At 70.5% G+C, this 21,444-nt stretch carries 19 protein-coding genes; 9 read left to right on the forward strand and 10 right to left on the reverse strand.

What is annotated here, in order from left to right; translation table 11 throughout:
• Positions 1–37 precede the first annotated feature (37 nt).
• A complete protein-coding gene (gene hutH / locus ACFZDA_RS22260) occupies positions 38–1,606 on the forward strand; it encodes a histidine ammonia-lyase (protein ID WP_391084606.1) in 1,569 nt (522 codons plus the stop codon).
• 56 nt (positions 1,607–1,662) lie between these two features.
• Here hutH and ACFZDA_RS22265 read toward each other — a convergent pair whose 3' ends face one another.
• The gene (locus ACFZDA_RS22265) at positions 1,663–1,977 is read right to left on the reverse strand and encodes a hypothetical protein (RefSeq protein WP_391084074.1); all 315 of its coding nucleotides are present in this window, start codon (positions 1,975–1,977) and stop codon (positions 1,663–1,665) included.
• 109 nt (positions 1,978–2,086) lie between these two features.
• On the opposite strand from ACFZDA_RS22265, the gene ACFZDA_RS22270 reads away from it, so the two are divergent.
• The 3 genes from ACFZDA_RS22270 (at position 2,087) to ACFZDA_RS22280 (ending at position 7,579) form a co-directional block, all read left to right on the forward strand.
• A complete protein-coding gene (locus tag ACFZDA_RS22270) occupies positions 2,087–2,419 on the forward strand; it encodes a hypothetical protein (RefSeq protein ID WP_391084077.1) in 333 nt (110 codons plus the stop codon).
• A 276-nt stretch (positions 2,420–2,695) separates the two neighbouring features.
• Positions 2,696–3,946, forward strand: a complete 1,251-nt coding sequence (locus ACFZDA_RS22275; RefSeq protein WP_391084080.1) for an Ig-like domain-containing protein — start codon at positions 2,696–2,698, stop codon at positions 3,944–3,946.
• Between the two features lie 318 nt (positions 3,947–4,264).
• The gene (locus ACFZDA_RS22280; RefSeq protein WP_391084609.1) at positions 4,265–7,579 is read left to right on the forward strand and encodes a S8 family serine peptidase; all 3,315 of its coding nucleotides are present in this window, start codon (positions 4,265–4,267) and stop codon (positions 7,577–7,579) included.
• Between the two features lie 87 nt (positions 7,580–7,666).
• On the opposite strand, the gene ACFZDA_RS22285 is transcribed toward ACFZDA_RS22280, so the two are convergent.
• Complete coding sequence (locus ACFZDA_RS22285; RefSeq protein WP_391084083.1) at positions 7,667–8,587, reverse strand: helix-turn-helix domain-containing protein; 921 nt, start codon at positions 8,585–8,587, stop codon at positions 7,667–7,669.
• A gap of 179 nt (positions 8,588–8,766) precedes the next feature.
• Here ACFZDA_RS22285 and ACFZDA_RS22290 point away from each other — a divergent pair, with 179 nt between their 5' ends.
• Positions 8,767–9,807, forward strand: a complete 1,041-nt coding sequence (locus tag ACFZDA_RS22290; protein WP_391084087.1) for an alcohol dehydrogenase catalytic domain-containing protein — start codon at positions 8,767–8,769, stop codon at positions 9,805–9,807.
• Between the two features lie 105 nt (positions 9,808–9,912).
• On the forward strand, positions 9,913–10,296 hold the full coding sequence (locus ACFZDA_RS22295) for a VOC family protein (protein WP_391084090.1): 384 nt from the start codon (positions 9,913–9,915) through the stop codon (positions 10,294–10,296).
• A 32-nt stretch (positions 10,297–10,328) separates the two neighbouring features.
• On the opposite strand, the gene ACFZDA_RS22300 is transcribed toward ACFZDA_RS22295, so the two are convergent.
• From ACFZDA_RS22300 to ACFZDA_RS22310, 3 genes are all read right to left on the reverse strand, one after another.
• Complete coding sequence (locus tag ACFZDA_RS22300; protein WP_391084612.1) at positions 10,329–11,240, reverse strand: DUF5829 family protein; 912 nt, start codon at positions 11,238–11,240, stop codon at positions 10,329–10,331.
• A 77-nt stretch (positions 11,241–11,317) separates the two neighbouring features.
• The gene (locus ACFZDA_RS22305) at positions 11,318–11,998 is read right to left on the reverse strand and encodes a DUF4389 domain-containing protein (protein ID WP_391084093.1); all 681 of its coding nucleotides are present in this window, start codon (positions 11,996–11,998) and stop codon (positions 11,318–11,320) included.
• 120 nt (positions 11,999–12,118) lie between these two features.
• Positions 12,119–13,264: an AI-2E family transporter gene (locus tag ACFZDA_RS22310; protein ID WP_391084615.1), complete on the reverse strand. Its 1,146-nt coding sequence runs from the start codon at positions 13,262–13,264 to the stop codon at positions 12,119–12,121.
• Positions 13,265–14,016: 752 nt separating this feature from the next.
• Here ACFZDA_RS22310 and ACFZDA_RS22315 point away from each other — a divergent pair.
• Positions 14,017–14,685 carry a hypothetical protein gene (locus tag ACFZDA_RS22315; RefSeq protein WP_391084618.1) on the forward strand — a complete coding sequence of 223 codons (669 nt, stop codon included), beginning with the start codon at positions 14,017–14,019 and terminating at the stop codon, positions 14,683–14,685.
• Between the two features lie 107 nt (positions 14,686–14,792).
• On the opposite strand, the gene msrA is transcribed toward ACFZDA_RS22315, so the two are convergent.
• Together msrA and ACFZDA_RS22325 are read right to left on the reverse strand one after the other, a co-directional pair.
• The gene (msrA, locus tag ACFZDA_RS22320; RefSeq protein WP_391084095.1) at positions 14,793–15,503 is read right to left on the reverse strand and encodes a peptide-methionine (S)-S-oxide reductase MsrA; all 711 of its coding nucleotides are present in this window, start codon (positions 15,501–15,503) and stop codon (positions 14,793–14,795) included.
• A gap of 452 nt (positions 15,504–15,955) precedes the next feature.
• A complete protein-coding gene (locus ACFZDA_RS22325) occupies positions 15,956–17,077 on the reverse strand; it encodes a hypothetical protein (RefSeq protein ID WP_391084098.1) in 1,122 nt (373 codons plus the stop codon).
• Positions 17,078–17,227: 150 nt separating this feature from the next.
• On the opposite strand from ACFZDA_RS22325, the gene ACFZDA_RS22330 reads away from it, so the two are divergent.
• Positions 17,228–18,382, forward strand: coding sequence for a cystathionine gamma-synthase (locus tag ACFZDA_RS22330; RefSeq protein WP_391084100.1), 1,155 nt, complete (start codon positions 17,228–17,230; stop codon positions 18,380–18,382).
• A gap of 20 nt (positions 18,383–18,402) precedes the next feature.
• Here ACFZDA_RS22330 and ACFZDA_RS22335 read toward each other — a convergent pair whose 3' ends face one another.
• From ACFZDA_RS22335 to ACFZDA_RS22345, 3 genes are all read right to left on the reverse strand, one after another.
• The gene (locus ACFZDA_RS22335; RefSeq protein WP_391084103.1) at positions 18,403–18,654 is read right to left on the reverse strand and encodes a hypothetical protein; all 252 of its coding nucleotides are present in this window, start codon (positions 18,652–18,654) and stop codon (positions 18,403–18,405) included.
• Positions 18,651–19,154: a sigma factor-like helix-turn-helix DNA-binding protein gene (locus tag ACFZDA_RS22340; protein WP_391084106.1), complete on the reverse strand. Its 504-nt coding sequence runs from the start codon at positions 19,152–19,154 to the stop codon at positions 18,651–18,653. Before ACFZDA_RS22340 ends, ACFZDA_RS22335 begins: the two co-directional genes overlap by 4 nt.
• A gap of 374 nt (positions 19,155–19,528) precedes the next feature.
• Positions 19,529–20,035: a MarR family winged helix-turn-helix transcriptional regulator gene (locus tag ACFZDA_RS22345; protein WP_208641395.1), complete on the reverse strand. Its 507-nt coding sequence runs from the start codon at positions 20,033–20,035 to the stop codon at positions 19,529–19,531.
• 163 nt (positions 20,036–20,198) lie between these two features.
• Here ACFZDA_RS22345 and ilvA point away from each other — a divergent pair, with 163 nt between their 5' ends.
• Complete coding sequence (gene ilvA, locus ACFZDA_RS22350; RefSeq protein ID WP_391084109.1) at positions 20,199–21,428, forward strand: threonine ammonia-lyase; 1,230 nt, start codon at positions 20,199–20,201, stop codon at positions 21,426–21,428.
• Positions 21,429–21,444 lie beyond the last annotated feature (16 nt).

Here is a 21,444-nt window from a genome sequence, read left to right on the forward strand (position 1 = left end):
ATCGTCGAATTCACTGCGTACGCTCCTGAATATGGATATGCACACTGTGGTGGTGGGGGCGTCCGGGGTGACCGCGTCCGACGTGCTCGCCGTGGCGCGCGGCGGCGCCCGCGTCCAGCTCTCCGAGGAGGCGCTGGCCGCCCTCGCCGCGGCCCGAGAGATCGTGGACGCGCTGGCGGCCAAGCCTGACCCCGTGTACGGCGTGAGCACCGGCTTCGGGGCCCTGGCGACCCGGCACATCAGCCCGGAGCTGCGCGCACAGCTCCAGCGCAACATCGTCCGCTCGCACGCCGCCGGCATGGGGCCGAGGGTGGAGCGGGACGTCGTACGGGCCCTGATGTTCCTGCGGCTGAAGACCGTCTGCTCCGGGCACACCGGCGTACGGCCCGAGGTCGCGCAGACCATGGCCGACCTCCTCAACGCCGGTGTCACCCCGGTCGTGCACGAGTACGGCTCCCTCGGCTGCTCCGGCGACCTCGCGCCGCTGTCCCACTGCGCGCTCGCGCTCATGGGGGAGGGGGACGCCGAGGGCCCCGACGGTGTCGTACGCCCGGCCGCCGAACTCCTCGCCGCGCACGGCATCCAGCCGGTCGAACTGCGCGAGAAGGAAGGCCTCGCCCTCCTCAACGGCACCGACGGCATGCTCGGCATGCTGATCATGGCCCTGGCCGACCTGGACACCCTCTACCGGTCCGCCGACGTCACGGCCGCGCTGTCGCTGGAGGCACTGCTCGGCACCGACAAGGTCCTCGCGCCCGAGCTGCACGCCATCCGGCCGCACCCGGGGCAGGCCGCCAGCGCCGCCAACATGCTGGCCGTGCTGAAGGGTTCAGGTCTGACCGGGCATCACCAGGACGACGCGCCCCGTGTCCAGGACGCCTACTCGGTGCGCTGCGCCCCGCAGGTCGCCGGGGCCGGGCGGGACACCATGGCCCATGCCCGGCTGGTGGCCGACCGCGAGCTGGCCGCCGCCGTCGACAACCCCGTCGTGCTGCCCGGGGGCACCTCCCAGGCTTTCGGCGCTGGGGGAGGGCGCGTGGAGTCCAACGGCAACTTCCACGGCGCGCCCGTCGCCTACGTCCTGGACTTCCTCGCCGTCGCCGTCGCCGACCTCGGCTCCATCGCCGAGCGGCGTACCGACCGGCTGCTCGACAAGAACCGCAGCCACGGCCTGCCGCCGTTCCTCGCCGACGACCCCGGTGTGGACTCGGGCCTGATGATCGCTCAGTACACCCAGGCCGCGCTGGTGAGCGAGCTGAAGCGGCTCGCCGTCCCGGCGTCCGCCGACTCGATCCCGTCCTCCGCCATGCAGGAGGACCACGTCTCGATGGGCTGGTCGGCGGCACGCAAGCTGCGCACGGCCGTCGACAACCTCACCCGGGTCCTGGCCGTCGAGCTGTACGCCGCCACGCGCGCGATCGAACTGCGCGAGGGACTGACCCCGGCGCCGGCGACGCGGGCGGTCATCGACGCCCTGCGGGACGCGGGAGTCCAGGGCCCGGGGCCAGACCGGTTCCTGGCGCCCGATCTGGCCGCGGCGGACGCGTTCGTGCGCGACGGGCGGCTGCTGGCAGCGGTGGAGACGGTCACCGGCCCCCTCCAGTAGGCGGGAGAAGGCCGCCCGGGGCCCCGTCACGCGGCAGGGCCCCGGCCGCCGGAAGGTCAGAAACCGAGCCGTTCCCGGCGGACCGAGTACGCGACGAAGCCCGCGCCCAGCGTGAGGAAGAACGTGCCGCCGATGACGTACGGCGTGCTGTCGAAGCTGCCCGTGTCGGCGAGGCGGGTGCCCGTGACGGAGTCGCCCGCGGTCGTGGCCGCGATCCGCGCCTGCTCCGTGACCTGCGGCGACGGGCTCGCCGCGACCGCGTCTCTCACCGGCGAGGTTGACGTCGCGTTGGCGGACGGGACGAACCACAGGGCGCCCAGCAGGGTCGCCGCGGCGGTGGCGGTCAGCAACGGACGGCGAGCGGATGACACGGAATATCGATCCCCTTGTGGCGCTGGCGAATTGGCCGTGTGGGGCGATGTTAGTGAAAGTCGCGGGTCACGGGAAAGTCACGGGAGCCCCTGGACGTACGCTCGCGCCATGAGCACTCCAGAGACATCACGTTTTGTCCGGCTTCGGGTGGAACTCGTTCTCGAGGTCCAGGACGGGGACGGGATCACCAAAGCCGCGCTGCGCCGGATCGCCGACGACGGTGAGATGCCGGCGGCGGAACGGACCCACGGCGAGGCCGCTGTGACGGAAGACACTGCCGAGGCCCTCGCCTACCTCGTCGACCCGTTCGACCTGGTCAGCCAGGTGCCGGGGGTGGAGCTCCAGCAGGCCTCCTGGAGCAGCGAGCGGATCGATTACGACCCTGATGCGCCGGGCTGGGATCTCGACGAGGATGATGTCGGCGACGACAGTGACAACTGAGGCACTTGAGAAAATGGTGACCCCGGGCGGCAACCGTCGTCCGGGGTCTCGGCGTCTCAAGCGGCGCACCGCCCTGAGCCGCACCGTCCGCGCCCGTGCGCCGCGGACGGACGCGGACGTGGTGATCCCCACACGTGCGCGACATGGGGAACCGGGCGAACCGGCCGTAGCGTTGAAAGTTCCGGACGAGGACTCACGAGTCCTGACGGGGGCACTTGGACTGCGACGGGGACACCCGGGGTTTTGGGGAAATCGGCAACGATGGAGAAGCGTGTGATGACGATCAGTAAGCGGCGCAAGGGCCTGACGGTCGCGTCCGCACTGCTCGGCGGAGTGCTGGTGCTCTCGGCCTGTTCCGGCGGCGATGACAACGCCTCGGGGAGCGACAGCGGCGGCAGCTCGCAGTCGAAGGTCGACGAGGCCGCGGCCGAGAAGGCGTCCAAGGCCCAGATCAAGATCACACCCGAGGACGGCTCCGACAACGCCTCCATCAACAACTCCGCCGCCGTCACCGTCAGCAAGGGCACGCTCACGAGCGTCAAGATGACGACGTCCGACGGCTCGGAGGTCAGCGGCCAGATATCCGCCGACAAGACCAGCTGGAAGCCCAGCACGCAGCTGGAGCGCTCGACCACCTACAAGCTGGCGGCGGAGGCGAAGGACTCCGACGGCCGCGTCGCCCACGAGAACGCCTCGTTCACCACGGTCTCCCCGGCCAACAGCTTCATCGGCAACTTCACCCCGGACGACGGCACCACCGTGGGCGTCGGCATGCCGGTCTCGATCAACTTCGACAAGGCGATCACCAACAAGGCCGAAGTCCAGAAGGGCATCAAGGTCAGCACGACCAGCGGCCAGGAGGTCGCCTGCCACTGGTTCAACGCCAACCGCATGGACTGCCGCCCCGAGGACTACTGGAAGGAAGGCTCCACCGTCACGCTGAAGCTCGCGCTCGACGGAGTCGAGGGAGCCAAGGGCGTCTACGGCGTCCAGCAGAAGACGGTCACCTTCAAGATCGGCCGCAACCAGGTCTCGTACGTCGACGCGAAGACCAAGCAGATGAAGATCACGCAGGACGGCAAGGTCGTCCGGACGATCCCGATCTCCGCCGGCTCGCCGGCGAACAAGACCTACGAGGGCACCATGGTGATGTCCGAGAAGTTCAAGGAGACGCGCATGAACGGCGCGACCGTGGGCTTCACGGACGACGACGGCAAGGGCGAGTACGACATCAAGGACGTGCCGCACGCCATCCGCCTGTCCAGCTCGGGCACGTTCATCCACGGCAACTACTGGGGCGCGAAGTCCATCTTCGGCAATGTGAACACCAGCCACGGCTGCGTCGGCCTCCAGGACGCGAAGGGCGCGAACGACCCGAACACCCCGGGCGCGTGGTTCTACAACAACTCGATCATCGGTGACGTGGTGGTCGTCGAGAACACCGGCGACAAGACCATCGCGCCGGACAACGGCCTGAACGGCTGGAACATGAACTGGGCCGACTGGAAGGCCGGTTCCGCGGTCTGACGCACCGGCAGCAGCGCACCAAAGGCGAGTCGCCACCCCGCCCCGATCCCGGGGCGGGCGGCGGCTCGCCTTTTGTGCGCGACCGTGTCAAGGAGAACACGCGTGCCCAATCGTCCTTCCCTGTAACGGAGTTCCGGCGGCCGTGTAACAGCCTGCCGACGGATTTCTTACCGCCCTCTCATCTATTGAGCGGCTGATCACCCCTCGGCATACTGCCTAGTTCCGGGGGGTGTACGCCCATGCGTACGAGACCACCCCCGGCCGGGTGAACGGGGAATTCGCCCGGTACTTCTGCAAGGGGGAAACTTGCGCAGACAAGTGAAAAGGGCGTGCGCGGCCACGGTCGCCACAGCTGCGGCCGTGGCCCTGGCGGCGGGTATGACCAGCCCGGCGTCGGCGAACGGCGAGCAGACGACCGCGGCCGCCAAGCAGGCCTCGGTCACCGCCAAGCACCGCATCACACTGATCACCGGTGACCGGGTCGTCCTGGACGCCAAGGGCCGGGTGATCGGCCTGGAGCGGGCCAAGGGCCGCGAGGGCATTCCTGTCCAGGTCCGCAAGCTCGACGGCCACACGCTCGTGATCCCGGCCGACGCGGCCCGCCTGGTCGCCACCGGCAAGCTCGACCAGCGGCTCTTCGACGTCACCGAGCTCAACAAGTCCGCGACTCGCAAGGCCCAGAAGAAGGGCCTGAAGGTCATCGTCGGCTACCAGGGCAGCGCCGCGGCCACCAAGGCCGACGTCCGCGACGCGGGCCGGCTGAGCCGCGCCCTGAAGACCGTGAACGCGGACGCCGTCCAGACGCCGCAGGAGGACGCGCCCGAGCTGTGGGACGCGGTCACCAACGGCGACAAGACCGCCTCCGGTATCGCGCACGTCTGGCTCGACGGCGTCCGCAAGGCCAGCCTCGACAAGTCGGTCCCGCAGATCGGCGCCCCCAAGGCATGGGCGGCCGGCTACGACGGCAAGGGCGTGAAGATCGCCGTCCTGGACACCGGTGTCGACGGCACCCACCCCGACCTCAAGGGTCAGGTGATCGACGCCAAGAACTTCACCACCTCGCCCGACACCTCCGACAAGGTCGGCCACGGCACGCACGTCGCCTCCATCGCGGCCGGTACGGGCGCGAAGTCCGGCGGCAAGTACAAGGGCGTCGCGCCCGGCGCGAAGATCCTCAACGGCAAGGTGCTCGACGACGGCGGATTCGGCAGCGACTCCGAGGTCCTCGCCGGCATCGAGTGGGCCGCCGCGCAGGGCGCCGACGTCGTCAACATGAGCCTGGGCGGCGGCGACACGCCGGAGATCGACCCGCTGGAAGCGGCGGTGAACAAGCTGTCCTCGGAGAAGGGCATCCTGTTCGCCATCGCCGCAGGCAACGAGGGCGACTTCGGCGAGCAGACCATCGGCTCCCCGGGCAGCGCCGCCGCGGCCCTGACCGTCGGCGCCGTCGACGACAAGGACGTGCTGGCCGACTTCTCCAGCCGCGGCCCCGGCCTGGACGGCGCCCTCAAGCCCGACGTGACCGCGCCCGGCGTGGACATCACCGCGGCCTCCGCCCCGGGCAACCAGATAGCCCAGGAGGTCGGCGAGAAGCCGGCCGGCTACATGACGATCTCCGGCACGTCGATGGCGACCCCGCATGTCGCGGGCGCGGCGGCGATCCTCAAGCAGCAGCACCCGGCGTGGAAGTACACCGAGCTGAAGGGCGCCCTCACCGGCTCCACGAAGGGCGGCAAGTACACGCCGTTCCAGCAGGGTTCGGGCCGGATCCAGGTCGACAAGGCCATCAAGCAGTCCGTGATCGCCGACCCGGCGTCGGTGAGCTTCGGCGTCCAGCAGTGGCCGCACACCGACGACAAGCCGGTCACCAAGGAACTGACGTACCGCAACCTCGGTACGAAGGACGTCACGCTGAAGCTGGCGTCGACCGCCACCGACCCGAAGGGCAAGGCCGCCCCGGCCGGCTTCTTCAAGCTCGGCGCCACCTCCGTGACCGTCCCGGCCGGCGGCAAGGCCTCCGTCCCGTTCACCGTGAACACCAAGCTGGGCGGCACGCTCGACGGCGCCTACGCGTCGTACGTGACGGCGACGGGCGGCGGCCAGACCGTCCGCACGGCCGCCGCGGTGCAGCGCGAGGTCGAGTCGTACGACGTCACGCTGAAGTTCCTCGACCGTGACGGCAAGCCCGCCAAGAACTACAGCGCCGACCTGGCCGCCGTCTCGGGCGTGGGCGAGGGCAAGTTCTACTCGCCGTACGACGCGGACGGCACCGTCACCACCCGGGTGCCCAAGGGCGGTTACATCCTCAACACCAACGTCAACGTGGGTGACGACCCGGAGAAGTTCCTGGGCACCGACTGGCTCGCCCAGCCCAAGCTGAACGTCACCAAGAACACGACGATCACGCTGGACGCCCGCAAGGCCAAGCCGGTGGACATCACCGTGCCGGACAAGGCCGTCACGTCGGAGTTCGCCTCGGCCGACTACACGGTGGAGACGAAGGACTCCAGCTACGGCTTCGGCTGGCTCCTCGACTCCTTCGCCGACATCCGCACCGCGCACGTCGGCCCGCAGATCACCGACGGTTCCGTGACCCAGCAGTGGGACGGTCACTGGACCAAGGGTGACAAGGAGGAGTACGACGTCACCGGCGGCGGCAAGGTCAAGCAGCTCGCCACCGGCTACACCAAGCACTACAAGGCGAGCGAACTCGCCACGGTGAAGGCGGGCCTCGGCGCCGCGGCCAAGGGCAAGAAGGGCTCCATCAGCGCCGTCGGCTGGATGCCGTGGAGCAACGGCGCCTCCTCGATCGGCATCCAGCAGTCCCTGCCCGGCACCCGGACACTGCACCTGTCCACCGCGGGCGGCGTGCAGTGGCAGCTGGAGTTCGCCCAGAGCGGCGGTGTCGACGCGGACGGCTTCCCGGTCGACGAGGCCGGCTACGCGATGGGCACGCACAAGTTCGCCGCCGGCAAGACGTACTCGAAGACCGTCAACACGGCCGTCTTCGGACCGCGTCTCAACGCCGACTTCGGCCTCTTCCGCGAGAACAACCAGATCTACGGCTCCCTGCCGCTGTTCGCGGACGGCAAGGGCAACGCGGGCTACTCGACCTTCTCCGCGGTCGACACCACGCTGTACCGGGACGGCAAGAAGGTCGGCAGCAACAACGACCCGCTGTTCGGCGAGAAGCCGTTCAAGGTCCCGGCCGGTGACGCCGAGTACAAGCTGACGACGTCGGTCAAGCGCAGCGTCAAGGTCGCGGCGGCCTCCACCCGCATCGACGCGAGCTGGACGTTCCGCTCCAAGAAGACCTCCGGCATCAAGCAGCTGCCCGCCTCCACGGTCCGCTTCAACGCGGCCACCGGCCTGGACAGCAAGGTCCCGGCCGGCAAGACGGTCAGCGTCCCGGTCACCGTCGAGGGCGCGGCCAAGGGCGGCAACCTGAAGTCGCTGTCGGTCTACGTGTCGTACGACTACGGCAAGACCTGGAAGAAGCTCACCGTCACCAAGGGCAAGGTCAGCTTCAAGAACCCGGCGAAGGGGAAGGCCATCTCCTTCCACGCCAAGATCGCCGACAAGAAGGGCAACAAGTCGACGATCTCGATCTACAACGCGTACTACGGCAAGTGAGCCACCGCCCTGCGCCGCAGGGTGAGCCGTAGCGCCTGTCGGCGATCGGCCCGTCGGAAGCCTCGGCCTCCGGCGGGCCGTTCCCGTTCACCGGGCCCGGCTGCCGTTCCCCGCCCGGGTCGCGTCCGCGCCCCAGCTCGCCAGCAGGCGCAGCGCCTCCGCCGAAGGGGAGCCCGGTTCCGCGTGGTACGTGATCAGGGACTGCTCGCCGTCGTCGACCATGCGGAACGTCTCGAAGGACAGCGTCAGGTCGCCGACCAGCGGGTGCCGCATCCGCTTCACGCCGTAGCTCTTCTCCTTGACGTCGTGCGCGGCCCACAGCCGGCGGAACTCCTCGCTCTTCACGGACAGTTCCCCCACCAGGGCGGACAGCCGCGGGTCGTCGGGATGGCAGCCCGCGTCCATGCGCAGAAAGCCGACGATGTCGGACGCCTTCTGCTCCCACTCGACGAACAGCTCCCGGTAGTCGGGCCTGAGGAACACCAGCCGCGCCCAGTTCCGCTCCGGCGCCTGCAGCTCCGCCCAGTCGCCGAAGAGGGCCGCGGCCATCCGGTTCCAGGCCAGGATGTCCGAGCGGCGCCCCACGATGTACGCCGGGACGGCGTCGATCGAGTCCAGCAGATGCCGCAGTGCCGGCCGTACCTGCTGGGCCCGCGCCGTCTGCTTCTTCTTGTGCTGCTTCGGCTTCGCCAGGTGCGTCAGATGGGCGTGCTCGGCGCCGGTCAGCCGCAGGGCGCGCGCGATCGCGTCCAGCACCTCCGCCGAGACGTTGCGCCCGTTGCCCTGCTCCAGGCGCGTGTAGTACGCCACGGACATCCCGGCCAGCTGGGCCAGCTCCTCGCGGCGCAGCCCGGGCACCCGCCGCCGCCCGAAGTCGGGCAGCCCCACGTCCTCCGGCTTCAGCCGGGCACGCCGGGTGCGCAGGAACTCACTGAGCTCGGCACGCCGGTCCAGGCCCCCGCCGCTCTGCGGTGCGGGCTCCTGTACGGGTTCGGGCTGTTCGTCCATGCCTCCAGTATTCACGGTCGTACGCACACGAGCCTGACCCCGCCAGTGGTACGCACGCTGTGCGTACGCAAAACCGTGGCCTGGGTGGACGCCCGCGGGTCTGGCACGCTCGGGATCGTGCCCGGTCAGAACATCCAGAAGGCAGCCGGGCACGGAACCCTGCTAGGAGAACCCCCGGAATGACCACTGTTGCCGCGTACGCCACCCCCGCGCCCAAGGCTCCGCTGGAGCGCACCACCATCGAGCGCCGCGAGGTCGGCGAGTTCGACATCCTGATCGACATAAAGTTCGCCGGTATCTGTCACTCCGACATCCACCAGGCCCGCGAGGGCTGGGGCGAGGCGATCTTCCCGATGGTCCCCGGCCACGAGATCGCCGGTGTCGTCTCCGAGGTCGGCTCCGGCGTCACGAAGTTCGCCGTCGGCGACCGCGTGGGCGTCGGCTGCATGGTCGACTCCTGCCGCGAGTGCGAGAACTGCAAGGCCGGCCGTGAGCAGTACTGCGTCAAGGGCAACGTCCCGACGTACAACGGCATCGGCAAGGACGGCGAGCCCACCTACGGCGGCTACTCGCAGAAGGTCGTCGTCGACCAGGACTTCGTCGTCCGCATCCCCGACGGCCTCTCCCTCGATGTCGCCGCGCCGCTGCTGTGCGCCGGCATCACCCTCTACTCCCCGCTCAGGCGCTTCGGCGCCGGCCCCGGCAAGAAGGTCGCGATCGTGGGCCTGGGCGGCCTCGGCCACATGGGCGTGAAGATCGCACACGCGCTGGGCGCCGAGGTGACCGTGCTGTCGCAGACCCTGCGCAAGCGGGAGGACGGCCTGAAGCTGGGCGCGGACCACTACTACGCCACCAGCGACCCGAAGACCTTCGAGGAACTGGCCGGCACCTTCGACCTGATCGTCTCCACGGTCTCGGCGCCGCTGGACTTCGGCGCCTACCTCTCGCTGCTGAAGACCGAGGGCACGCTGGCCAACGTGGGCGCCCCCGAGGAGCCCATCGCCCTCAACCTCTTCTCGGTGATCGGCGGCGGCAAGACCCTCGCCGGTTCCATGATCGGCGGCATCGCCGAGACCCAGGAGATGCTGGACTTCTGCGCCGAGCACGGCCTCGGTGCCGAGATCGAGCTGATCCGCGGTGACCAGATCAACGAGGCGTACGAGCGGGTGGTCGCCAGCGACGTGCGCTACCGGTTCGTGATCGACACGGCGACGATCTGATCCGTACCGCCCCGTGAGGGCCCCGGCCGCGTGCCGGGGCCCCGGCGCCGTCCGAGCACCCACCGCGGGCACCGCCGTATCGTGGGTTGGGAGGGGAGGCCCGCCATGACCGTGCAGTTGAACCACACCATCGTCGCCGCCCACGACAAGCGCGCCTCCGCCCGGTTCCTCGCCGACATCCTGGGACTGGACGTGAGCCCGCCCTACGGCCCGTTCCTCCCGGTCGAGATCCCCAACGGCGTGACGCTCGACTACATGGACAGCCCCGGCGCCATCACGCCGCAGCACTACGCCTTCCTCGTCTCGGAGGACGAGTTCGACCAGATCTTCACCCGGATCCGGGAGGCCGGCCTGACGTACTGGGCGGATCCGTTCCACAGCCGTCCCGGCGAGATCAACCACCACGACGGCGGCCGGGGGGCGTACTTCGACGACCCCGACGGCCACCGCCTGGAGATCATCACGCGGCCGTACGGCAGCGGCGGCTGAGCCTTCGCGCCCGCGTACCAGCGGGCCGTCGGCTACTCCTGCCGGTCCTGGCCGCCGAAGGTCCACACGGCTCGCGGCCCCGGGCCGACGACGAGGGCCGAGTGGCCGATCCGCTCCTCGTGCCGGTACGGCACCGGCCTGTTCAGCGACATCTCGACCTGCCGCAGACCCACCTGGTCGAGCGGCACGGCGTCGAACCGCAGCGTGGTGCCGCCGCCCTTCGCGACGGCACCTCCGCCGGGCAGGGACCGGACGGCGAACCCGCCGGCCTTCAGCAGCGGCAGCGTGTTCTCGAGGTCCCGGGCCGTCACCGCGAGCCGGATGCCGGTCACGTCCCGCATCAGGCGGTCCCGGTAGCCGTCGGACAGATACCGCTCCCGGCCCACGTCCCCGGGGTACGCGGCGGGCTCGGTGTTGCTGCGCGGGTCGGCGAAGTACTCGGGCCGGTACTCCATGCCCCAGGCGCCGAAGAGGTCGTACTCCTCGGTGGTGAAGACGGCGTCGAACCAGGGCACCGGGACGCCGTCGCCGAAGTCGCGGGTCTGCCGGAACTCGACCGGGTCGCTGATGCCCAGCTCGCGCAGCCGCGCGGTCACCGTCGCCAGGTCGCCTTCCCGCTCGGCCGACACGCCCATGCCGGTGGCGCCGAGGGTGCCGTCCTTGCCGGGGACGTCGCCGATCCCGAACAGCTCGATATAGGTCTCGCGGCCCATCAGGTAGCGGCCGGTCCAGGTCTGCCCGCCGGCACCGGTCGTGGTGCGGACCTGGAAGTTCGCGAAGTCCCGCAGATAGTCGGAGTGCTCGATGGCGTCGGCGGTCTCCCGGTCGAGGACACCGTAGGCGTGGTTGTAGAACAGCAGTTGCCGCCCGCCGTCCTCGGCGTGCGCGGAGCTCACCCCGCCCTGGACCGCCCCCGCGAGGGCCAGGGCGACGACCATGATCATCTGTAATGCTCGTCTGACCGTCATGCGCAGGAGAGTAAGGCGGGAAGAATCGCTTCCGCCGAGGATTGCGGAGTTTGTCAGGTTCCCTTGACCAGTGGCCCTCGGTCATCAGACTCCTGCCCGCCCATGTCGAGGCGGAACGGCGGGTACTGGTCGGTCATCAGGGCGGCGTACGCGGTCACCCGGGCACACCAGCGGGCGAGGCCGAGCAGGAAGTCGAAGAGGTGCCGCGGATAGCGGGCGGTGAACAGCAGGACCACCACCGCGACCAGCGAGAGGAAGGGCATCAGCCCCGTGCCCCGCCAGCCGTCCCCGTCGTCCCAGCCCCAGCCGCCGCCCACGAACATCGCGACGACGACGTACTGCGGGATCGCCAGCAGCCACCACTTGACCAGCACCAGTCCGCGCGAGAGCCGCTCCGGGTAGGCGACGTCGAAGCGGGCCGGATAGTCGGGCACGTCGGCGAGGGTGAACGGCGGGTACCGGTCGGTGCCGAGCGCGGTGTGGGCGTAGTAGGTGACCCGCCAGTTCCACCGCAGTACGCCGACATTGAAGTCGAAGAGAGGCCGGGGGTACCGGGCGGTGAACAGGATGGCGAAGAACGCGACAACGCTCACGAGGACGAACGCGATCCACAGGAAGAACAGCACGATGTAGTGCGGGATGGCGAGCAGCCACTTCACCAGCCACAGCCATCGGGACAACCGGGGGTCGACGGACGCCTCGAGACGCACGGGCGACGTGGTGACAGGAACCATGAGGCGGCACTCCCTTCACTTGCAGGCTCGCAAGCGGGGAGGAGCCGCGCGACCTGGACGGGGCCGTTCGCGCACGTGGGGCCCTTCGCGCGTGCGGGGCGGTTCGCGCGCCCGGGTCCCTTACGACGGGACGGGAGCGGTGCCGTCCGGCTCGTCGATGCCGCCCGGTGCGTCGGTGCCGTCCGGTGCGCCGGCCCCGTCGTCCGGTTCCTGCGGGGGATCGCCGAGCTGCTCGCGCACGTAGTTCCAGACCACCGCGATCAGCGCGGCGACGGGCACGGCGAGCAGGCTGCCCACGATGCCGGCCAGGCTGCCGCCCAGCGTCACCGCCAGCAGCACCACGGCAGCGTGCAGGCCGAGCCCCCGGCTCTGGATCATGGGCTGGAAGACATTGCCCTCCAGCTGCTGCACCACGACGATGATGATCAGCACGATCAGCGCATCCGTCAGGCCGTTGGAGACGAGCGCGATCAGCACTGCGACGAAGCCGGCGAACAGGGCACCGATGATCGGCACGAACGCGGAGACGAAGGTCAGCACCGCCAGCGGGAGCACCAGCGGCACGCCCAGGATCCACAGGCCCAGTCCGATCAGGACGGCGTCGAGCAGGCCGACGGCCGCCTGGGACCGTACGAAGGCGCCCAGCGTGTTCCAGCCGCGCTCGAACACCGCGGGGACGTCGGCGGCGAGCCGGCCGGGCAGCTGACGGGAGAGCCACGGCAGGAACCGCGGGCCGTCCTTGAGGAAGAAGAACATCAGGAAGAGGGCGAGAACGGCGGTGACCAAGCCGTTCACCACGGTGCTCACCCCCGTGACGACAGCGCCCACCATGCTGCCGAGGCCCTCCTGGGCGCGGGAGACCGCGCTGTCGAAGGCCTTGTTGATCTGGGCGTCACCGATGTTCAACGGCGGCCCGGCGGCCCACTCGCGCATCTTCTGGATGCCCTCGACCACACCGTCGGTCAGCTGACCGGACTGGGACGCCACGGGCACGGCGATCAGCGCCACGGTACCCGCGGCGACCAGCAGGAACAATACGGTCACCAGCGACGCGGCGAGCGCGGGCGGCCACCCGCGCCGACGCAGGAAACGGGCCGCGGGCCAGGTCAGCGTGGTCAGCAGCAACCCGACGACGAGCGGCCAGACCACCGACCACATCCGCCCCAGCAGCCACAGCGCCACGGCGAGCATGGCGAGCACCAGCAGCAGCTCTGCGGAGACGCGGGCGGATATCCGGAGCGCGTCACGGGTCTTCGTGGAACTCAGGGGCGCAGTCACGGAGGCACTTTATTGCCACCGGGGCCCCTTGCCACGGCCGAGCCCTCCGACACGGTGGCGGCGCGGTGCGATCCGGACCGGGGCGTCCCGTCCAGGCGGTGACGCCGGTCGTCAGCCCTCGGCCCTGGCCACGCCGATCGGGCAGGACACGCCCGTACCAGCGAGCCTGCGCTGCCATGTGACCCGTGACGTTTCTGGAGCGTGGGGCCTCAGCGCTGTCCCTTCGGCGGGGTTGCCTTCCACGCTCGGTCGAGGGAGTCGTCCCAGGTGCCGTCCCGATCAAAGCTCGCTGCCCGACAGCCCCGCGACATGGGCGGAGCCGCATCGTGGCGCCAGGCAGAATCGCCCACTCGCATGATCGAGTGTCCACAGTGACGGCACACGGCCTCCTCCACGAGCTCGTTCGCGACGCGTTCGGCTTCCGCCGAGGCTTCAACCACCAGCTCGTCAAGGCGACGCAGCACTTCGTGTCCACTGAGGTTCGCGTCGTCAGCAAGGATCTGTCTTACGATCCGTCGAGCTTCCCGTACAACGCGTACGTGGTCTTCGGTGGCTGCCAAGAGCGCAGCATCCCTCATGCGTCCCCCCAGTAAGTGTTGGTGCTGTCCGGTCCCACGTTAGAGCCACGGACTGACAGCGGCGCCTGTCTTTGTGGATCCTCATGCGGACCCCACAAGGACCTGAAGACGGCGCCACGGCTTGAGTGTTCGTCGAGGGACCACTTCAATGGCGCCGTGACCATGGCACCGATGGACGGCTCCGAGACCATTGCCGGACAGACCTCACTCCGTGAGGTCATTGCGCAGATGTGCCGGCAGAGGCCGGTCTTCCACTCCGAAGCCGACCTTCAGCACAGTTTTGCTCGGGTGCTCTGGGATCTGGCGCCGGAGGTGCACTCTAGGCTCGAGGTGCCGCAGCGACAGTCTGACAGAACCGAGTACCTTGATCTACTGTGCATCGGGTCCGAGGCCCGTACCGTGATCGAGTTCAAGTACTTCACCCGAAGTTGGACAGGAACGGCTGGTACTCCAGCCGAGGGGTACGCCTTGAAGGCGCATGCCGCCACCGACCTTGCTCGCCTGCACTTCGTTCGGGATATAGCCAGGCTGGAGCGCTTCTGCCGCCGATCCGATCAGAACGGTCTTGCATTCATGCTGACCAACGAGGCGTCCCTGTGGACTCCGCCCAGCTCCGGCCGCCAACGTACTCGGGATCACGCCTTCAGGATCCACCAGGGACGTAAGCTCGCAGGGACGCTGTTGTGGGCTGATGGCGCTTACGAGCCGAACACGTGCACGCTGCGGGGCGCATACACCCTCGAATGGGAGCCGTACTCCATTCTGGACGGGCTTGGGGGCGAGTTCCGCTACCTTGCCGTCTTCGTAAGTCCGGCGTCGATCGAGGGCTGACAACGGGCCCGGTACGCATAGCCACGTTGGCCGCAACCGCGTTGCTGCAGCGTGTGATGTGCCAGGACCTTGGCATTGAGGGAACGACCAAGGTCCCTGGCGGCCTGTCATTCCTCAGTGGGAGCCGGAGCTAGGCCCGTCGGGCACGACGCCCCCCAGTTCGTCTCGAATGGGTCACTTAGCTTGACCCCCGTCCCGCCGATGCCGCAGTAGCCCGCCGGGTTCTTGTCCAGGTACTGCTGGTGGTAGCCCTCCGCCGGGTAGAACGGGCGGCCTTCCGCCGGGACGATCTCCGTGGTGATCTCGCCGTGGCCGGAAGCGGTGAGGACCTTCTGGTACGCGTCGCGGGAGGACTTGGCGATGGCCGCCTGCTCGGGGGTGTGGGTGTAGATCGCGGAGCGGTACTGCGTGCCCACGTCGTTGCCCTGGCGGAAGCCCTGCGTGGGGTCGTGCGACTCCCAGAACGTCTTCAGGAGTCGCTCGTACGAGATCAGCTGGGGGTCGTAGACCACGCGGACGACCTCCGTGTGTCCGGTCAGGCCCGAGCAGACCTCCTCGTACGTGGGGTTCTCCGTGTAACCGCCCTGGTAGCCCGCCAGGGTCGTCCACACCCCTGCCGGGAGCTGCCAGAACTTGCGCTCGGCGCCCCAGAAACAGCCCAGGCCGAAATCGGCGGTCTCCAGGCCCTCGGGGTAGGGACCGAGCAGCGGGTTGCCGAGAACGGTGTGACGGTCGGGGACCGAGAACGCCGGCTCCGGGCGGCCGGGCAGCGCCTGCTCGGGGGTCGGCAGCTGGGGGGTACGGCTGTGCAGGAACATGCGGACTCCAATCGGCGCGACACCCACGCGGGGCGACGCCCTCTACAACGAGCGGGGCCCGGCGGGAATTCCGGCCGGGGCCCGCCGCCCGGGGGGCCGAGCCGGTGCCTCGGCCTCGCCCAGGGGCCCGAGCCGGCGCCTCGGGGGCGGGGGTGGTGTTCCGGGGTGGTCGGGGGGCAGGGGTTCGGGTGGTGGGAGCCGGTGTCGGGTGGCCGGGGCGCGTTTGAGGGCGGTCGGCCCCGTGTCCTCCCCGGCCTGGGCCGGTCTCGAGCGGGTCGGTGCCCGGGGTCCGGGCGGTCGGAGCCGGTCCATCGGGAGCCGGAGCTCAGGGCTCGTACGGTCGGGGTCGGTCCGTCGGGTGGTCGGGGCCGGCGGCTTCGTGCGGCCGAGGCGTCTCGGTGGTCGGAGTCGGCGTCTCCGTGCGCCCGCGTCTCGCTGCCGCCCCGCCGGGATCAGTGCGGGAGGCTCGCCGGGCTGCCGCCGTTCGCCTCGTAGCCTGCCACCGCCAGGGCCCGGTACACCGCGAACTCCGCCGCCGGGTCGGTGGAGAGGGTCCAGGGCAGGGCGCCGACGTGGCCGTCGATGTGCACCAGCTGGTTCATGGCCTCCGCCCAGCGCTCGCTGCGGACCAGGAAGAAGACCAGCATGTGCCGTACGTGCGCCAGCATCGGGTCGTCGGGGCGGGCCGAGTGCACCGCGTGCAGCGCGCCGTGGACCGCCTTCGTGACGACCTCGGTCTGCCAGAAGCTGCTGACCAGGGTCACCTCGGGGAGGTGCTCGAACACGGCGAAGAGGGGCATCGCCGCCAGGAGGGAGCCCTTGGGCGCACGGGCCGCCGCGGCCTCCGCGAACTCGTACGCCAGCGCACGCGAGCCGTGCCACTTCTCGCACCAGTAGTGCAGCGCGGCCAGATGCGCCCCCATATGAGCCGGGGCGCGGTCGAGGATCTTCAGCCAGAGCTGCTCGAAGTCCTTCTGGGAGTAGTCCAGCCCTCGGGCCACCGACAGCTCCACGATGTACGGGATCGGGTCGCCGGGGGCCAGCAGCGCCGCTTCTCCGCACGCCGCCTGCGCCTCCTCCATGATGATCCGGAACTCCTGCGACCCGGGCGTCGCCGTCCGCCACGCCTGCTGCACCAGGAACTCGGCGTGCACCGCGGCCCCGCCCGCGTCCTTGGGCGCCTCGGCCCGCCACACCCGCAGCCACTGCCCGCCCGGCGCCTCGCTCACCCCGCCGGGACGCTGCTGCAGCTCCAGCGAGGCCGCGCCCGCGAAGGCCTGCACGCGCTGCCAGCGGCGCTCGCCCTCCGTCTCCGTACCGGCGAGGAGCTGCTGTGCCGCGCGGTAGTCCTGCGTGCGCTGCACCACGTCCAGGACGTCCAGCAGGTCCTGGTCGGGACCGGGCATGCGGATGTCCAGCTCCTCCTCGCGGACGAAGCCGTAGTTCGCCGGGTCCGCGGCGTCCGGGTGGTCGGGCGAGACCAGCCCGATCGCGGTCCCGCGCCGGCGCCGCAGGAAGGGAAGCAGCACGAAGCCCAGCATGACCAGAGCGATCAGGACCCAGAGAATCTCCATGCGACAAGCGAACCAGACCGCGCCGACAATTGGCCAACCTGGTCCGCGAACCTGTGGAAAACCCGGCCGAGCCGCCCCCGCGGCCCTGCCCTCCGAGGCCTGCCGCGTCCCCCGGGCACTCACCGCGTCGGCGCACTACCCTCGGTGCTCATGAGCGACAGGCAAATCAGTCAGCACTTCGAGACGCTCGCGATCCACGCGGGCAACACCGCCGACCCCCTGACGGGCGCGGTCGTCCCGCCGATCTACCAGGTGTCCACCTACAAGCAGGACGGCGTCGGGGGCCTGCGCGGCGGCTACGAGTACAGCCGCAGCGCCAACCCGACCAGGACCGCGCTGGAGGAGAACCTCGCCGCCCTGGAGGGCGGCCGTCGGGGTCTGGCCTTCGCGTCCGGGCTGGCGGCCGAGGACTGCCTGCTGCGTACGCTGCTCAGCCCCGGTGACCACATCGTCATCCCCAACGACGCCTACGGCGGCACGTTCCGCCTCTTCGCCAAGGTCGTCGCCCGCTGGGGAGTGGAATGGTCGGTCGCCGACACCGGCGACCCGGCCGCGGTACGGGCCGCGATCACCCCGAAGACCAAGGCCGTGTGGGTGGAGACGCCCTCCAACCCGCTGCTGAACATCACGGACATCGCCGCCGTCGCTCAGATCGCCCGGGACGCGGGCGCCCGCCTCGTCGTCGACAACACCTTCGCCACGCCCTACCTCCAGCAGCCGCTCTCGCTCGGCGCGGACGTCGTCGTGCACTCGCTGACCAAGTACATGGGCGGCCACTCGGACGTCGTCGGCGGTGCCCTGATCACCGACGACCCGGACCTGGGCGAGGAGCTGGCCTTCCACCAGAACGCGATGGGCGCGGTCGCCGGGCCCTTCGACTCCTGGCTGGTGCTGCGCGGCACCAAGACCCTCTCCGTGCGCATGGACCGGCACAGCGAGAACGCCGCGAAGATCGCCGACATGCTCACCCGGCACGCGCGCGTGACGAGCGTCCTGTACCCGGGCCTGCCGGAGCACCCCGGTCACGAGGTCGCCGCCAAGCAGATGAGGTCGTTCGGCGGCATGGTCTCCTTCCGTGTGGCGGGCGGCGAGGAGGCGGCCGTCGAGGTCTGCAACCGCGCCGAGGTGTTCACGCTGGGCGAGTCCCTGGGCGGCGTCGAGTCGCTGATCGAGCACCCCGGCCGGATGACGCACGCATCCGTGGCCGGCTCGCTCCTGGAGGTGCCCGGCGACCTGGTGCGGCTGTCCGTCGGCATCGAGAACGCCGACGATCTGCTGGAAGACCTCCAGCAGGCGCTCGGCTAGTCACGCCGACCCCGGCGGGGTCACCAGCCGGTGAGGGGTGGAGTCGTGTCCGACGGCGGCTCCACCCACGGGCGGGCCGTCAGCGCCCACACCGTGAACGCCACGGCCGCCGCGAACATCAGCAGCCACAGCAGGCGCCGGGCCACCGTCCTGCGCCGCAGCATCCGCCCGCCCCGGCGCACCGCCTCGGCGTGGATCTCGGGTGGCACGGACCGCGACGACGCCTGCTCCAGCAGCCGCCGTACGGCCGCGTCGCGGTCGTTCCCGCTCATGACGGCACCGCCTTCGGGGCCCTCACTGCCGGAGCGGGGCCCCGCGCGCGGTGCAGCAGGGTCGTCGTCGCCCGGTGGCAGATGGCCCGTACGCGCTCCGGGGACAGACCGAGCAGGGCCGCCGTCTGCTCCTCGGCGACGCCTTCGTAGAGCATCAGCACCAGGATGAGCCGCTCCTGCGGGCTGAGCGGGGCCAGGGGGCTCGCCGGGTGCGGCCGGGAGCGGCCGGGACCGCCGTAGTGGTGCCACGCGCCCCGGGCGAAGCGGGTCGCGAGGTACTGCCGGGTGCGGTCGTACGGATCCTCGCCGCGCAGCCGGTCCCAGCACGCGTACGTGTGCGCCAGGGAGAGGGTCAGCAGGCGCCGCGCGCGCGGGTTGTCGTCCGGGGCCTCCGCGGTGAGCAGGGTGGCGGCGTGCAGCAGCCGCCCGGCCGCGCCCGCGACGAACGCCTCGAACTCCCGGCCCCGACGGGTTGCCTGGGACGCATGCCGCTCTCGCATCGCGCCTCCCGCCTGACGGCGACCTTGAGGATGCGGGCCCGGCCGGGTACACGCGCGACGGTCGCGTACGACGGGGACCCGGTCTCATATCAGGCCAGGGATGGCCCCGAGGTCAAGAGCCGCGCACCGGGTGGGACGGCGGCCGGGGCAGCGGGCCGCACCGAGAACGGAGCCCACCCCGCGCCCGACCGGCCTCCTGCCAGGCGCGTCGCGACCCGCCCGTGGATCCGGCCTCGGCGTCCTGCCGGTTCCGTCGGCCGGGTGCGCGTGGGGGTTCCGGTGTCGGCGTCCTGCCGCCGGTTTCGTCGGCCGCGTGCGCGTGCGGGCCGGTGTCGGCGTCCCGCCCGCTCCGTCGGCCACGCGTGCGTGGGGGGTCAGGACGGCGACTGCGCCTCCGGCCCCGGTACCCCCTGGACCGCCATCCGGGCCGACAGCGCGCTGTTGAAGCGCGTGAGGAGAGAGCAGAACGCCTCGCGCTCCTCCGGCTGCCAGTCCTCGGTCAGCTCGGCCATCAACTGCCGCCGGGACGAGCGCACTTCCTCCAGCCGCGCCTGCCCGCGCGGGGACAGCTGGAGTACCACCGCCCGTCCGTCCTCGGGGTGCGACGTGCGCTTGACCAGGCCGGTGTCGACGAGCGGAGCCACCTGCCGGGTGACCGTCGACGAGTCGATCCCCATGCTCGCGGCCAGGGCTTTGACGCCCATGGGGCCTTCCTTGTCGAGACGGTTGAGCAGCAGGTACGCGGCGCGGTCCATGGAGTTGCGCACCTGCCCGACCCCGCCGAGCCGGGTCTGTTCGGCACGGCGCGCGAACACCGCCACCTCGTGCTGGAGGGTGTCGAGAAGACCGGTGTCACCGACGGTCGTCATGTCCATCGACATTTCAGGTGTTGTGGGCATGGCCGGGGGCTCACTTCGTGAAGGGCTGGCTGATTGGGGGACAGGGTACGCGGCCGGGACGCGGGCCGTACCGGCGCTGCGCAAAGCGGGTCTCGGAGGTTGGTCACAACGGCCGTTCCCGTTCGTGAACTGCGATGCTGGAGCCATGAGCTACAGCACGGCGGACTCCTCGCGGCCCGTCACCCTCGACGATGTGCGCGGCGCCCAGAAGATGCTCTCGGGTGTGGCACGGGTGACCGCGATGGAGGGCAGCAGGCACCTGTCCCAGATGGTCGGCGCGCCGGTGCATCTCAAGTGCGAGAACCTCCAGCGGACGGGGTCGTTCAAGCTGCGCGGCGCCTACGTCCGGATCGCCGGTCTGCTGCCCGAGGAACGCGCCGCCGGTGTCGTCGCCGCGAGCGCCGGCAACCACGCGCAGGGCGTGGCCCTGGCGTCCGCGCTGCTCGGCGTGCGCTCCACGGTGTTCATGCCGAAGGGCGCCCCGCTGCCCAAGGTCAGCGCCACCCGGGACTACGGGGCCGAGGTGCGGCTGCACGGCCACGTGGTCGACGAGACACTGGCCGCCGCGCAGGAGTACGCGGCCGAGACGGGCGCGGTGTTCATCCACCCCTTCGACCACCCCGACATCATCGCGGGCCAGGGCACGGTGGGCCTGGAGATCCTGGAGCAGTGCCCGGAGGCGCGCACGGTCGTCGTCGGCATCGGCGGGGGCGGGCTGGCCGCCGGGATCGCGGTGTCGGTGAAGGCGCTGCGGCCGGACATCCGGATCGTGGGCGTCCAGGCGGAGGGCGCGGCGGCCTATCCGCCGTCGCTGGCGGCGGGCCGGCCCGTCACGGTCGAGAATCCGGCGACGATGGCCGACGGCATCAAGGTCGGGCGGCCCGGCGACGTGCCGTTCGGGATCGTCGGCGAACTGGTCGACGAGGTGCGGACGGTCAGCGAGGACGAGTTGTCCGCCGCGCTGCTGCTGTGCCTGGAGCGGGCCAAGCTGGTCGTGGAACCGGCCGGGGCGAGCCCGGTCGCGGCGCTGCTGAGCCGGCCCGACTCCTTCGAGGGGCCGGTTGTCGCGGTGCTGTCCGGCGGCAACGTCGACCCGGTGCTGATGCAGCGGGTGCTGCGGCACGGCATGGCCGCGCAGGGCCGCTACCTGGCCGTCCGGCTGCGGCTGACGGACCGGCCGGGAGCTTTGGCCACACTTCTGGGTGTGTTGTCAGTGGTCGACGCTAACGTCCTCGATGTGAGCCATGTACGGACCGATCCACGGCTCGGGCTCACTGAGGCGGAGGTCGAGCTGCACCTGGAGACGAAGGGCCCGGCGCACTGCGCCGAGGTGGGTCAGGCGCTGCGCGAGGCGGGCTACACGGTCATGGGCTGACCGGCTGCCGAGCCGG

It is taken from the genome of Streptomyces sp. NPDC007991 (genome assembly GCF_042958445.1).
Lineage (GTDB): Bacteria > Actinomycetota > Actinomycetes > Streptomycetales > Streptomycetaceae > Streptomyces.